The following is a 14,291-nucleotide window of genomic DNA, read 5'->3' on the forward strand; positions in this document are numbered from 1 at the left end:
CTCCGCTATAGGAGCGCCTGTTCGTTCCTGCCCAGGAAGCGGAAGGCGATATAGACGGCCACGCCGCTCAGGAGAAGCAGGATGCTCGCCATCGCCGCGGCAGTCCCGAAATCCCCGTCGAGGATCAGCAGGTAGATGCGCACAGGCATGGTCACGGTACTGCCGACATAGAGGACCAGCGAGGAGGAGAGTTCGTTGATCGCTGTCACGAAGCTCAGCATGCCGCCAGCGATGATACCGGGAATGATCAATGGAACCGTGATGCGAATGAACGCCTGAAACGGGCTGTATCCGAGCGATATGGCTGCTTCTTCCATGCTCGGCGAGATCTGCCGCAGCGACGACGCCGTCGTTCGGACGGCATAGGGCAGGCGGCGGATGAAGATCGACAAGATGATGATTGCAGCCGTTCCCGTGAGCACGATCGGGCCCGTGTTGAAGATCGCGATATAGGCGATGCCGATGACGATCCCGGGCATGACATAGGGGATCATGAAAGCCGCATCGAGAAGCGAGGTGTTAAGCGTCGTGCGACGCGCAACATAGACGCCGACGATCGTTCCGACCAGCACGATCAGGATGACGGCGACCACGGAGAAGGTCAGTGAATTGCGCACGACATCACCGAGGTTGAACAGGATGCGGGCGTAACTCTGCAGCCCGAAGCCCGGCTGGAAGACGGGGCCATTGGTCAGTCGGAAGGAATAGATGATGGAGATGATGACGGGCAGCGCGCCAAGCAGGCCGATCAGGTAGACGGCGACATGAGCCGCCACGTTGCGCCAGCCTTTCAGCCGGATCCTGATCGGCTTGTTGATCATGTTGCCGTGGTAGACGTTGCGCCGCGACATGTAGCGTTGCAAGAAGACGAACAGCATCGAGACGACGATCAGCACGACGCTGATGGTCGTTGCCATCGACATGTTCGAGCCGACCTCGGCTGAATAGAGGGTGAAGGCTTCGGTGGCGAGCACTGTATATCCGCGGCCGAGCAGGCGGGGCGTGCCGAAGTCGGCGATCGCATGGATGAAGGCAAGCAGCCCGCCCGCCGACAGCGCCGGAAACACCATCGGGAACGAGATCCTGAACGTGCGCTGCCAGGGCGTCAGTCCAAGCCCTTCGGCTGCTTCCTCCAGCGATCGGTTAACGTTGGAAAGCGCGCCGGAAACCATCAGGTAGACGTAAGGGTAGAACTTCAGCGAGAAAACGACCAGAATTCCGCCAAGGCCATAGATCGGCGGCATCTGGATGCCGATCTCGCGCAGCCCGCTTCGGACGAGGCCACCGGCGCCGAAGAGCACGATCCAGGAATAGGCGCCGATGAAGGGCGGCGAGACGAGAGCGAGGATCGCCAGTAGCGATACGAAGCGTCCGCCGAAGATCACGAAGCGTGATACGCAGAAAGCCATAATCGAGCCGAGCAGCAGCGCTCCGGCCAGACCGCCGAAACCGACGACGAGCGTGTTCAGCAGCGCCCTGTGAAAGCGCGTCTCTGTGAGGAAGGTGAGATAGTTGCCGAACGTGAAATCACCGGCAGGGTCGTAAAGGCTCGATACCAGAACGGTGCCGACTGGGAGCAGGAGGAGAAGAGCGAGCAGGATCCAGGTGAAGATCGCGACGCCGGACCAGAAATTCAAGCGCGACATGGCTATCCTCCGATCGCGATGCGCTTGCCGGCGGAATCGAAGCCCATGAGAGCCTCGCGCGGTACAAGCACGGAAACGGGTTCACCGGCATGTTGTCCGGCACTCCTCCCGGGGTTCGAGATGTGAACAACGAGATCGCCGACACCGGTCTCGACCAGAACATGGGCTTCACGGCCAAGATAGGTGTATTTTCTGACTGTGCCACTGAGGGCGAATCCGCTGCCAAGCGATTCGGCCGCGCCATCGGCAAGCACAAGTCGCTCAGGGCGGATCGTCCACGTTTCTCCCGCCACGTCGCCAAGACTGACAGACCGCAGCAATCGGCTGAGTTCGGTACCGTTCTTGAACTTGTTCAGCGTGCCAACAAAGTTCGCGACGAACAACGTTTGCGGATTGCCGTAAATATCCTGCGGGCTGCCGACCTGTTCTACATGGCCGCCGCTCATCACGCAGATGCGGTCGGATATCGCCAGCGCTTCTTCCTGGTCATGCGTGACATAGATCGCGGCGATGTCGATCTGTTTCTGGATGTCGCGAATTTCCTCGCGCAGTTCAATGCGAAGCTTGGCATCGAGGTTGGAGAGAGGCTCGTCCATCAGCAACAGCCGCGGCTTGATCACCATCGCGCGTGCAATGCCGATGCGCTGCTGCTGGCCGCCGGACATGGCAGCCGGCATGCGCTCGGCAAGCGCCGAAAGACGAACGGTGGCCAGCGCCTCTTCGACACGGGCCTTGCGCTCCGCTTCGGCGACCTTTCGCGGCTTCAGGCCGAACGCGACATTCTCAAACACGCTGAGGTGCGGAAACACCGCATAGTCCTGGAAGACCATGCCGATGTCGCGCTGGTGCGGGGGAACTTTGCGCAGATCGGTGCCGGCAAGAGTGATGTTGCCGATGGTTAGATCGCTGAAGCCCGCGATAGCGCGCAGCAAGGTCGTCTTTCCGCAACCGCTCGGACCCAGCAGGGTGAAAAACTCGCCCTTCTCGACGCTGACGGACACTTCATCCAGCGCTTTGAACGTCGGGGTGAATTGTTTCGTGGCCTTTTCGACCATCAGATATGCCATGCTTGGTTCCTCCCCACTGAGAGCGATAATGGCGCAAAATATTCGCATTGCAACATTCTCGAATGCGGCTCAGTATCGAAATGATCAGGAGTATGATCAAAAACGAACGGGAGGAAAGAATGGATATTCGTAGGCGAACACTATTAGCCGCGGCAACTCTGTTGGCCGCCAGTGCCGCATTCACCGGTGTTGCGACCGCGCAGCAAAAGCCAGTTGTCATTTACACAGCGCATATTTCGGCGATCGTCGATAAGCTGATCCCGGCTTTCGAGAAGGAAACCGGTCTGAAGGCGGAAGTCGTCAAGCTTGGTTCCGGAGATGTCGCCAAGCGTGCCAAGGCAGAAGCCGGCAAGCCTGCAGCGGACGTCATCTGGTCGATCTCCGGCAGCGTGCTGACGGAACTTGCTCTGATCCTCGAACCCTATGCTCCGAAGGATTTCGACAAGATCAATAAGAACCTGGTCGGCAGCCCGGCCTGGACGCCCTATACCAGCGTCGTCTACGTGTTGGCCGTCAATACCAGCATGACACCCCTAAAGGACGCACCGAAGAGCTGGTCCGATCTCGCCGATAGCAAATGGAAGGGGCAGATCGCATCCGCCCGCGCCGACAATTCCGGGTCTGCCCTGCAGCAGATGCAGGGTGTCCTAACAATCTTCGGCGATGATGGCTGGAACAAGTACAACCAGATCGCCAAGAATTTCGTCCTGACTGACAGTTCCGGCGCCGTATCGCGATACGTTGCCGACGGCGAGACCTCGCTTGGCCTCACGCTCGAAGACAACGCCTTGCAGTATGTCAGTGGCGGAGCGCCTGTTTCGATCGTGCATTTGACCGACGGCACAATCTTATCGCCGGACGGTGTGGCTTTGGTTAAGGGCGGTCCTAATGCGGAAGGCGGCAAGCGCTTCCTCGACTGGGCGCTCTCCAAGGCGACGCAAGAGACGCTGGTGAAGGAAATCGGTCGTCGCTCCGTGCGCACCGACGTTAACGGCCCTGCCGGCCTCCCGAACCTCACGGATCTAAAGATCGTCAGCCTTAGGACGATCGCCGATCTCGGCGGTCAGGAAGCTCTCCTCACGAAGTGGAGAACTGCCACGGGTCAGTAAATCGGTTTGAAATGCACGGCCTGCAGACACGAGTCGGCAGGCCGTTACGGCTGGAATTGCTGAGGGTGTTCTTCACCCTGTCAGTCAACAGTGCAAGCGGATCAACCCGTCGCTCAGCCGGCGGCAATCAATCGTGGATACATGAAAATGAAGCAAATCGAGGCTTTCACACTTGGGAAAAAAATTGGGCACCCCGACCTCAACGAAGACAGTATGGTCGTCATGCCTGACCTCGGTTATGCCGTCATCGACGGCGTTACGGATCGCAACGGGACGCGATATGGCGGCATGCTGTCGGGGCGTTTCGCCTCGCGGACCGTGCGGCACGCGCTTGAGCAACGTCTGCTCGACCATAAGGACGCGACGGGGTCTCCGTTCGAGAACGGAGGGCCGGAGGCGCTGATCGAATATCTGGCGAACGCAATTTATCGCGGCTACGTGGACAACAATGCGTTGGCGCTGGCCGAAGCGGACTGGAAGGTGCGGGCCGGCTGCACGCTGATGATTGCGCTGCACGACGGTGATTATTTGCAGGTCGTGGCCGTCGGTGACAGCGGCATACGGATCAATGGCTCTGAAGTTTTGCAGCCCCTGAAGCCGCTTGACGATGTAACAGCGATCCTTCGTCGGGAGGCGTGGTTGTTCTTCGAAGGCAGGGGGGCCTCGAAGGAAGACTGTGATCGCTTGGCGGCCCTGATGACGTGGCAAGGCACGCGCAATCAGCCCGTTGGTTCGGGCACGGCGATACCGGAGATCGTGCAGGCGATTGAGCATAAAGCGCTTGACGCATCCAGAGCCCGTCTCCCATCCGTACCCGAATGGGAAATTTTGGAGCTCATTGAGCACGGTATAGCCCACGGACAAGGCAATTTTCAGAACGTTACCGACCGCGTTCTTGGTTATGGTGGACTGGACGGCTTCAAGCTGCCGGCAAAGTTTATCGAAGCACGACGTTATCCGATTTCCGAAATCGATACGATCGAATTGTTTTCTGACGGATATTTCGAGCCTGGCTCGGAATTTGGCATTGCCTCTTGGGAGGAGGCGTTCGAGAAGGTCGAGCAAGAAGATCCATTCAAGATAGGGCGGTACATGAGTACGAAGGGCACGACGGACGTGCAATGGACGGATGATCGGACCTATGTTGGCGTGAGACTGAAATGAGCGGCAAGGCCTCGCCAAGAGCGGAGTCCCGGGAAATTGAGGGAAGCGGCGACAGCCCTCGTCGCTCCGGCCGGCAGGCCGCGATCCTGGAGGCGGTCCGGAGGAATGGATCTGCCTCCGTCAGTGAGCTGGCCAAGGAGTTCGGCGTCACCCAGCAGACCATTCGCCGTGACCTGAAAATACTGAATGACAACGGCTTGCTGCAGAAGGGTTTTGGGGGCGCCTTTGCGTCACCCGGCGTCGTTCAATATGGCCGAGGAGAACGGCAAAATCTTCTGGTGTCGGTTAAGAGGCGCCTTGTTCAGGCTCTAGAGCAGTTCGTTCAGCCGAATTCGACAATGTTCGTTGGACTTGGTACGACGTTCGATTCTTTGCACGAAATCTTAACCCGGCATCCGGGGGTGTTTATTGCGACTCCGAATCTGGAAGTTGCTTATAGCTGCGCCATGAAGACGGACGCCTCAGTCTACATTTACGGCGGGTATGTGCGTAGCAAGGATCCGACAGTGCTAACGGTACCTGATGGGAGTCGAGATCGCTTCAAGTTCGATATCGCTGTTTTGGGCGCGAGCGCAATTGATGAGGATGGGGCGGTGCTTGAATTCGATCCCCTCGAAGTCGAACTCGTGCATGCTATCCTTCCTCAATCTCGACAAATAATCCTTGTCGCGCACGAGGAGAAATTCGGCAAACGCGCGCCGCATAGAGTGACGAATCTCAACGCCGTCGATGTGCTCATCACCAATGGAGAAGCATTGTCGAGATTGACGTATGAAGCAGTACCTCAGGATTTGAAGGTGATTGTGCTTGACGCCTGAGTGTCGGCCGCGGTGCCTCTCAGGAGAAATACCGGGGCGATTGGCTCGCGGCTACCTTGGTATGTCATTGCTTCTCACGACAAGGAGCCTTTGGTCGACGGTTCACGTCCCTTCAAGGCAAAGTGCCTGTCGCCTTCATTTGATTGCTAAGCCGTGACCTCCAGATGGTCACTTGTGCAGACTCCAACGGACCAGCTGCGAGGTAATGCCCAACATGCAGCAGCGAAAAAATACGAGCAATCAGACTTTCAGAACCAGCAAAATTCAGTGTTGTAAAGGAGTCGGAATAGTAATCCGTTCGGATTCGCGCTCATGAGGGAGGGAACCAATGGGCACCTAAGCATCTAAAAGTTAAACTCATTTGGAGCCCAGCCGACGATCGCCTCTGACAATTACGCGACTTGGACCAGAGACCGGGCATACGGTTCCGAAGGAACCAGAATCCGTCCTTCGAACAGGCGTCGCGCCGTCCTCAGGATGCCTGCCACGGCGATCCCGTTGCGAAAGCTAAATCGCACGTCAATCTTCCCGCTAGGATGCTCAATACTCACGGTCGCTGGAGGGTTTTTGATCCCCCGGAGACCCGACACGAGGGTCCCTTCATGTAACGACGCCGTCGCAATTCCGACCGCGCCCGTACTCGCCAGGGCAGGGTGGCAGGTATGCGGCATTAGGTACCTTACGGAAAGATCTCCGCCTGATCGCGGTTGTGCGAGAAGTACCGGTTTTGGGATGACCCGATCGGCAACATCTCCCAGCCCCATTCGTTCACCGGCCGCCAGGCGTATAGACTCGATCCTTGCAAGCAGATCCATGTTCTGGTTGATCTCTGCTGCTGTCTCGTAACCCGTGGCACCGACGTCGGCGGCGAGCAGCAAAACCATGGGCATTGCCGCATTGATGCAGGTTACGGATACTCCACCGATCTCGTCAAGCTTTGCTCCGGTGGGGAAGAGATTGCCTGTGTCCGGATTACTCGCGTCCAGAAACGTGAGGGAAACGGGGGCTGCATTTCCCGGAACGCCATCGATTGATGCGTCTCCCTGATACGATACCCGTCCATTGGGCGTCTGCACTTCAGCTTCGATCAGCGTGTTGGTGTTTACGTTGTAGATTCTCACGACAGTAAGAGGTGACGAGGCTCGCATAAGGCCTGCTTCAATGGCAAAAGGGCCAACTGCCGCGAGCATGTTCCCGCAGTTGGGCGATGTATCCACGCGGCGCTCAAGTACGCTGACTTGGGCAAAAAGATACTCGACATCTGCATCTGGTCGATCTGAAGGACTTACTATGGCCACCTTACTGGTCACAGGGTTGGAACCGCCCACTCCGTCGATCTGTAGAGGATGTCCAGATCCCATCGCCGCAAGCAAGACCTCGTCGCGCGCAGCGATGTCGCCGGGTAGATCGTTGCTGAGAAAAAACGGCCCTTTAGAGGTGCCTCCCCTCATCAGAACACACGGGATGGCCATCAGGTCATTCATGTCGCGGGCAGTTCCTTTATTCAGCAAATCGCATCAATCGTTTCCGTTGTTGCAAAATGCGCTAGGCCTTTTATTAAGTGAAATGCCAATTTCGAAGGAACTGATGCGGTATGGCTATCAATTGCGAAATCTTGGATCTCCGTGCCTTCATGTATGTGCTGGACCTCGGAAGCTTTCACCGAGCGGCAGAGGCGCTTAACATTTCACAGCCTGCACTCAGCAGAAGGATTCAGAAGCTGGAAGGCGTCGTCGGTGCAGCGCTGCTGGAGAGGACTACCAGGTCAGTAGCCGCCACTGCTCTAGGGATGGAGCTGATCCCGCTTGTGCGCCGAATGTTGGAAGAGTTCGATCAGTCGCTGTTCACTGCCCGGGGCTCGGGGCTGCAGCGAAGTAGCGTAGTGAACATGGCGTGTATTCCGACTGCGGCCTTCTACTTCCTTCCAACCGTCATACGGAAGTTTGCCGCTGAATTTCCGCACGTCCGCTTCAGCATCATGGACTTGACCGCGACTGGCGGCATCCAGGCGGTGGCCCGCGGAGAGGTTGAGTTCGGCATCAACATCATGGGAAATCTGGACCCTGATCTCGACTTCATCAGGTTGATCGAAGACCCTTTTGTTCTCGCCGTACGGAAAGATCATCCGCTGGCGGAGTTTGAAAGCGTCACCTGGGCCCATCTCGAGAAACACCCCATGATCTCGGTCCACAGATCAAGTGCAAATCGCACGCTGCTCGATGCGGCCCTGGCGCGGGCCAACGTCCAGCTGAAGTGGTCGTACGAGGTCACTCACCTGTCGACGTCTCTTGGCCTCGTTGAGGCGGGGCTCGGGATATCTGTCTTGCCGGGCCTCGCTACGCCGCAAGGCGACCATCCTATTCTGAAAGCGATCCCCATTGGGGGGCCGGAGGTATCAAGGACGATCGGTGTTGTTAAACGGCGCAATGTCACCCTCTCCCCGGCCGCCGAGCGTTTTCTCGGGATGCTGGTGGGGACCTGGGCGAAAGACTGAACTTGAGCAGAGCGGCGGATTGATGCGTAAAGAGGATCAATAATCCGAATCTTTGCATTTCCGGCAAAAAGGGTTTCGCTTTACAGCATTTGCATCGGCTCATGTGGAGACGGTGGCCGCCAAGCGGTCGCGAGGAGAATCCATCACTTGTTCGCTGGGAGGCGGCAAGTCATACAGGGAGGTGACGATGTTCAATCGCCGTACATTCTGTGCGTTCGTAACTCTGGCTGGCGTGGCGATTGCAGCGCCTGTTTTTGCTCAAACTGACGACTACCCGACACGTCCTATAAAGCTCATCGTGCCTTACGCTGCAGGCGGCGGTACTGACGCTATCGCTCGACTGGTGGCGAACGGCGTGGGTGCGAAGATCGGTCAGTCCATGGTTGTCGAAAATAATGGCACGGCCGGAGGTAACGTGGCTTCGCAGACCGCTGCGAACGCGGCCGCCGATGGTTACACCGTCCTGATGGCGAACCAGGGGCCGATGGTCGTAAACCCGCACCTTTTCAAGAACATGAAGCTCGACCCGCTGGCCGCTTTCGATCCGGTGATCCTCGTCGCGCAGACGCCGCTGGTCGTTGTCGTATCGAAAAGCTCGGCATACAAGAGCTTCAAGGATGTTGTCGAGTACGGAAAGCAGAACGCAGGGAAGCTCACCTACGGTTCCGCCGGTAACGGATCCGCCAGCCATCTCGCTACCGAGATGCTGCTTACGCAAGCGGGTATTACAGCTGTACACGTTCCTTACAAAGGCGCTGGTCCGGCCCTTAACGATATGCTCGGTGGCCGCGGTGATTTCATGATCACGACGCTTCCATCGGTGCTGGGATTGATCGACAGTGGAGACATGATCCCTGTCGCAGTTACGACCTCGGAACGCGTACCGAAATACAAGGACGTTCCGACCATCGCTGAAAGCGGGTTCCCCGAATACAGCTCAGCGGCATGGTACGGCTTTGTGGTCCCGAAAGGCACACCTGGCCCGATCATCGAGAAGCTCAGAGCGGCGACCACCGAGGCTCTCGCCACTTCTACCATCAAGGAACGCCTGGAAGCGGAAGGCACGACCATTGTCGGTAACAAGCCTGCTGAGTTTGCGTCCATGATGGCTGCAGAATCCAAGCGTTGGGCAGAATTTCTGGCCAAGACCGGAATCAGCATCAAGTAGCCATCTCCTGCTGAAATTGCATCGCTCGTCCCGGCGTCATCAAAAACCTGGCGCCGGACCCGACCTGAATGGAGACCTTCATCATGACGACACGGGATCTACCGGTACGTCCGACAGAAAAAGGCGGGCTTGCGGTCCGCTCGCCGGAAAATGTCCTGGGTGGTCTAGTGCTCATCGCACTCGCCTTGTTCGCCCTGTGGCTTACTCTGGATCTGCCACGGGGAACCTTGACAACCGTGGGGCCTGCAATGTTGCCCCAAGCGATCGCGGTTCTGATCGGGGCCTGCGGATTTGTCCTTCTCATTGCAGGATTTAAACGGCGCGCAGAACACGGCGCGCCGGTTTGGTCACTGCGCGGACCGCTTTTGGTCAGCTTCTCAATTGGACTTTTTGCGGCTACCATCAAGGGACATCACTTTGGGAATTGGAAAACTATCGAGTTCGGCTTGATGTTCGCGGGTCCGATGGCGATCATCATTGGCGGCTACGCGTCAAGTGAAGCCAGGTTTCGGGACCTCCTCCTGCTTGCTCTTACTTTGACCCCGTTCTGCATGCTGCTTTTCGGCGACATGCTAAACCTCCCAATCCCCATCCTGCCCCGCTTTCTGTCGGAAGCGCTATTTGGCGGCATGAGCTACAAGTCCAGTCTTCGCGTGACAGCCGCGGTTCTCTTCACCGCCGCGATACTTGTGTTCCGGTTCACGAAGGGCCGAAGCGGCTCGCGGATCGAAGTCGCCAAACATGAAGTGAGGAACTGAGACGTGTTTGATCTGCTCTCAAATCTTTTTCTCGGCTTTGGTGTCGCGCTCACATTCAATAACCTCTTCCTGTGCCTCCTCGGTTGCTTGGTTGGAACCCTGGTGGGCATCCTTCCCGGAGTTGGCCCCATCGCAACCATCTCGATGTTGCTACCGGTAACGTTCGGGTTGGATCCGGTCGGCGCGCTTATCATGCTCGCCGGCATTTACTACGGCGCGCAGTACGGAGGTTCTACGACGGCGATCCTGGTAAACATTCCTGGGGAAGCCACTGCTGTGGTGACAACCCTCGATGGCCATCAGATGGCACGTCGAGGCCAAGCCGGAATCGCGCTTGGTATTGCTGCAATTGGCTCCTTCCTCGCCGGAACGGTTGCCACCATCGTGATCGCGGCCCTGGCAAAACCTCTTACCGGCCTTGCTCTGGTTTTCGGACCCGCGGAATATTTCTCCTTGATGGTGATGGGCCTGGTTTTCGCGGTTGTGCTTGCCCACGGCTCAATCATCAAAGCAATAGCGATGATTCTTGTCGGCATCCTTCTGTCGACGGTGGGCGTCGATCTTGAAACTGGCGAAGACCGAATGACCCTCGGGCTCAGCTTCCTGTTCGACGGAATCGACTTCGCGGTCTTGGCGATGGGCGTTTTTGGCATCGCCGAAATACTTCGTAACCTTGATAACGTTGAGACGCGCGATGTGGTGCGTCAAACGATCGGTCGCCTTTTGCCTGGGTGGAAAGAGTTCAAACAGGCCGCTGCACCGATCACACGGGGCACTCTTCTTGGCTCTGTTCTCGGAATCCTCCCAGGTAACGGAGCCGTTCTGGCACCGTTCGCCTCTTACTCTTTAGAAAAGAAGATTTCCAAGCACCCGGAGCGGTTCGGCAAGGGAGCTATCGAAGGCGTTGCCGGGCCGGAAAGCGCGAATAATGCCGGAGCGCAAACGTCGTTTATTCCTCTCCTCACATTAGGAATCCCGCCAAATGCCGTTATGGCCCTTATGGTGGGAGCCATGACCATCCACGGCATCGTGCCTGGACCCCTGGTCATGACGAGCAACCCCACTCTATTTTGGGGTATGATAGCCTCGATGTGGCTAGGCAACCTTATGCTGCTCATTATCAACTTGCCGATGATTGGCCTTTGGGTACGGCTCCTCAAAGTGCCATACCAACTGCTGTTTCCCGCAATTCTCATGTTCTGTTGTATCGGGATATTCTCGATCAACTCCGAACCGGTGCAGGTTCTGATGATCGCGTTCTTCGGCATCGTCGGCTATGCCATCAGCAAACTAGGCTTCGAGCCAGCTCCACTTCTCCTCGGCTTTGTTCTCGGGAGGCTAATGGAAGAGAACTTCCGGCGCGCTCTGTTGATGTCGCGCGGGGACATGATGACGTTCATCGAGAACCCGATATCAGCAGTGCTATTGGCGATTTCAGTGCTTCTGTTAGCCATGGCGTTGCTTCCAAGCCTAAGGAAAAACAGGGACGAGGTGTTCACGGAATAGGGCTGTTAATCCTCGCGACAATCTTGCGGCTCTCGATTTATCCCCGATGAGGAAGTTAGGGTTTGCCTTGACACCATCCGTGATTGTAGGCACCGTTTCGGTGCGAGCCTTACCCCATCCCGGGATTGGAAGATTGAACGTGAAGTCCGCCTGCTCAGGGTGTGGGGTTCGCGCCGATTTCCACACCAACTTTATAGGCTGCCGTCAGGATCGGCCCAAGCGATCCACCGTGGCCTGGATAACCTTTTCCGAATATGCTTGCGGCAACATTGCCGCAAGCAAAAAGGCCGGCGATCAAAGAGCCGTTCTGGCGGATGACTTCGCCGCGTGACGTTGTCTTCAACCCACCTTTTGTGCCATTGTTTCCGGGCAGAATTTCCACTGCGTAGACAGGACCGACACCGATCGTCCCTAGGCAGGGGTTTGGGAGATGCCCAGGATCTCCATAGTAGAGTCCGTGCACGTCGTCACCTCGGCCCAAATCTGGGTCATGACCCTGGAGAGCGTATCCATTAAAACGGTCGATTGTTGCGCTTAGGCCTTCGACGGACATGCGAAGCTTTTCGGCTAATTCTGCAATGGATCCCGCACTGATCATCCAATCCGGAGCCGACTGCTGAGGGGGGATAGAGGCGACGGGATAACGTCTCTTGAAAGCGTCATCGAAAATGAGCCAGGCCGGTCGATTCGGGTAGGAGAATGAACCGGGGTCAAAAGCATTGAACGCCATGCCCAGATCATTGTAGGAACTCGCCTCGTTGACGAAGCGCTGGCCTTTCCGGTTGACCATGATCGAGCCCGGTAGCGCCAATTCGCGCACCATGTTGCGCGTCAGTGCCTTGCCATCAAGGACGTCACCCGGGATTTGGTAGGCCGCGGTCCACCAAGCTTCCGTCATGTTGGCGACGGCCGCGCCGGCTTGAAGGGCGAGCCGGAGACCGTCCCCTTCATTACCCGGCGGTGTGGTCGGCGCGCTTGAAAATCCAGGAAGATATGCGGAGACGAGCGATGGGTTCCATTCGAAGCCTCCTGTGGCGAGGACAACGCCGAGGCGAGCGGAGGTCGAACCGGAAACGGTCACGACTCCGTCGCAGCGATCACCACTAAACGATAGTCCCGTGGCGGCTTCATTGACGTAAAAGTGGACTCCAAGTTTGGCGCACGCCTGCACCAGTCCCGCGACCAGTCCGGCACCCTGCGCGCGAACGCGGCGCTGTTGACGATCCGCGATGATTTCTGGCGCCAGTCCCTTGCGAGCCTCTATCGACGTCACCGGTTGGCGCAGGTGCGAATAGCGCAGCATCTGAAACAGCTTCTCGTCCATCGTCGGCTCGAAAGGCAAAGGCTCGACCGAGCGGCCCGTGCGTGCGCCTGGCCACCCGGGATGGTAGTCGGGGCGATTCACGCTGAAGAAGCGCAGATCGGAATGCCGCTCCAGGAACCGCAACATTTCGGGGCCTGTCTTCAGAAAATCGTGCAGCAGATCGACGCCGATTTCCCCCAGGGTTAGTCGGACAAGGTAAGTTAAGCCATCCGGTTCCTGATCCTCGAAACCTGAAGCTTGCATCACATGATTATTGGGGATCCAGATGCCGCCGCCGGAAATAGCAGTAGTTCCACCAAGGAGCATCGACTTCTCGAAAACGGCAACGGACCGTCCCCTTGACGCCGCGGTGAGCGCCGTCACCAGTCCGGCACCGCCGCTTCCGAGGACGACAACATCATATTCCGACGGTTGCATGTGACTATCCCTGCGATCTGCTTACCCGCCGATCATGGTTGTTGACCAGATTGCGGTGCGTTTCTGTGGTGAGCAGAATGATATTCGTGCGAACATGCGCTTCGATCTCGGCGGGAGACTTTTTTGCGATATAGGCCGCAATGATCCACTCGTGCCCTTGAAGCGTCGACTTCCCGCTATCCTTTCCAAGAGTATGCAAGATGGTCGCTTCCGTCCGCGGCTGGATGAAGCGATTGATCATCGCAATCCGCGATCTCAATTGCGCGATCTGCTCGACGATTGTTTCGTTCGGGCACCTCCGATTTATCACGGAGTGGAAGTCCAGGTTGCCCTGAGTCCATCCCGAAAGGTCGAAGGAAGCTAGCGCCTGTTCCATGCCCTCGTTGATTTTCTGAAGCTGCTTGATGTCGCTGGCAGTAATCCTCGGCGCGGCGGCGCCGGTTACGTAGCCCTCAAGCAATGCCAGAAGTTCCATCTGCTCAGCCCAGAGATCCGGATCGGCTCCAGCCACGATTGCGCCGGAGTTTTTACTGAATATGATCAGGCCTTCTGCTTCCAACCGACGGATCGCCTCGCGCACCGGTACAGGGCTGATCGATAGCTCCTTCGCGAGTGTGTCAATTACAAGCCGCTGTTTGGGTGCATAGAGGCCGCGATCTATCCCAGCCTTGAGATAATCGTAAGCAAGTTGCTGTTTGCTTCTAGCTTCTGTGACGGGTGCCACCACCTTTGCCATGCGTCACTCTCCAACGGTGATCAAATTGAAAATCAGATTTGATTTCCTTTTCGACCTAATGACTTCGGGTGGTTTCGGCAAGTG

General features: G+C 57.2%; 12 protein-coding genes. 7 read left to right on the forward strand and 5 right to left on the reverse strand.

What is annotated here, in order from left to right; translation table 11 throughout:
* Positions 1–5: 5 nt before the first annotated feature.
* Both C5J26_RS27415 and C5J26_RS27420 read right to left on the reverse strand, forming a co-directional pair.
* A complete protein-coding gene (locus C5J26_RS27415; protein WP_105404642.1) occupies positions 6–1,646 on the reverse strand; it encodes an iron ABC transporter permease in 1,641 nt (546 codons plus the stop codon).
* Between the two features lie 2 nt (positions 1,647–1,648).
* Positions 1,649–2,701 (reverse strand): ABC transporter ATP-binding protein, encoded by a 1,053-nt coding sequence (locus C5J26_RS27420; protein ID WP_205412899.1) that lies wholly within the window; start codon positions 2,699–2,701, stop codon positions 1,649–1,651.
* Positions 2,702–2,832: 131 nt separating this feature from the next.
* Between C5J26_RS27420 and C5J26_RS27425 the strand changes: the two genes are divergently transcribed.
* From C5J26_RS27425 to C5J26_RS27435, 3 genes are all read left to right on the forward strand, one after another.
* Positions 2,833–3,822, forward strand: a complete 990-nt coding sequence (locus C5J26_RS27425; RefSeq protein WP_172723946.1) for an extracellular solute-binding protein — start codon at positions 2,833–2,835, stop codon at positions 3,820–3,822.
* Between the two features lie 147 nt (positions 3,823–3,969).
* Complete coding sequence (locus C5J26_RS27430; RefSeq protein ID WP_172723945.1) at positions 3,970–4,986, forward strand: protein phosphatase 2C domain-containing protein; 1,017 nt, start codon at positions 3,970–3,972, stop codon at positions 4,984–4,986.
* Positions 4,983–5,804, forward strand: coding sequence for a DeoR/GlpR family DNA-binding transcription regulator (locus C5J26_RS27435; protein WP_105404646.1), 822 nt, complete (start codon positions 4,983–4,985; stop codon positions 5,802–5,804). Before C5J26_RS27430 ends, C5J26_RS27435 begins: the two co-directional genes overlap by 4 nt.
* Before the next feature lie 392 nt (positions 5,805–6,196).
* Here C5J26_RS27435 and C5J26_RS27440 read toward each other — a convergent pair whose 3' ends face one another.
* Positions 6,197–7,288: a 4-oxalomesaconate tautomerase gene (locus C5J26_RS27440; protein ID WP_105404699.1), complete on the reverse strand. Its 1,092-nt coding sequence runs from the start codon at positions 7,286–7,288 to the stop codon at positions 6,197–6,199.
* Positions 7,289–7,398: 110 nt separating this feature from the next.
* On the opposite strand from C5J26_RS27440, the gene C5J26_RS27445 reads away from it, so the two are divergent.
* The 4 genes from C5J26_RS27445 (at position 7,399) to C5J26_RS27460 (ending at position 11,730) form a co-directional block, all read left to right on the forward strand.
* Positions 7,399–8,298: a LysR family transcriptional regulator gene (locus C5J26_RS27445; protein WP_105404647.1), complete on the forward strand. Its 900-nt coding sequence runs from the start codon at positions 7,399–7,401 to the stop codon at positions 8,296–8,298.
* A 187-nt stretch (positions 8,299–8,485) separates the two neighbouring features.
* Positions 8,486–9,466 carry a tripartite tricarboxylate transporter substrate binding protein gene (locus C5J26_RS27450; RefSeq protein WP_105404648.1) on the forward strand — a complete coding sequence of 327 codons (981 nt, stop codon included), beginning with the start codon at positions 8,486–8,488 and terminating at the stop codon, positions 9,464–9,466.
* Positions 9,467–9,534: 68 nt separating this feature from the next.
* Positions 9,535–10,224 carry a tripartite tricarboxylate transporter TctB family protein gene (locus C5J26_RS27455; RefSeq protein WP_105404649.1) on the forward strand — a complete coding sequence of 230 codons (690 nt, stop codon included), beginning with the start codon at positions 9,535–9,537 and terminating at the stop codon, positions 10,222–10,224.
* A gap of 3 nt (positions 10,225–10,227) precedes the next feature.
* Positions 10,228–11,730 carry a tripartite tricarboxylate transporter permease gene (locus tag C5J26_RS27460; RefSeq protein ID WP_105404650.1) on the forward strand — a complete coding sequence of 501 codons (1,503 nt, stop codon included), beginning with the start codon at positions 10,228–10,230 and terminating at the stop codon, positions 11,728–11,730.
* Positions 11,731–11,884: 154 nt separating this feature from the next.
* On the opposite strand, the gene C5J26_RS27465 is transcribed toward C5J26_RS27460, so the two are convergent.
* On the reverse strand, positions 11,885–13,471 hold the full coding sequence (locus C5J26_RS27465; protein ID WP_105404651.1) for an FAD-dependent oxidoreductase: 1,587 nt from the start codon (positions 13,469–13,471) through the stop codon (positions 11,885–11,887).
* A gap of 4 nt (positions 13,472–13,475) precedes the next feature.
* Positions 13,476–14,207, reverse strand: coding sequence for a GntR family transcriptional regulator (locus C5J26_RS27470; RefSeq protein WP_051900455.1), 732 nt, complete (start codon positions 14,205–14,207; stop codon positions 13,476–13,478).
* Between the last annotated feature and the right edge of the window lie 84 nt (positions 14,208–14,291).

This window comes from Neorhizobium sp. T7_12, assembly GCF_002968535.1.
Lineage (GTDB): Bacteria > Pseudomonadota > Alphaproteobacteria > Rhizobiales > Rhizobiaceae > Neorhizobium > Neorhizobium tomejilense.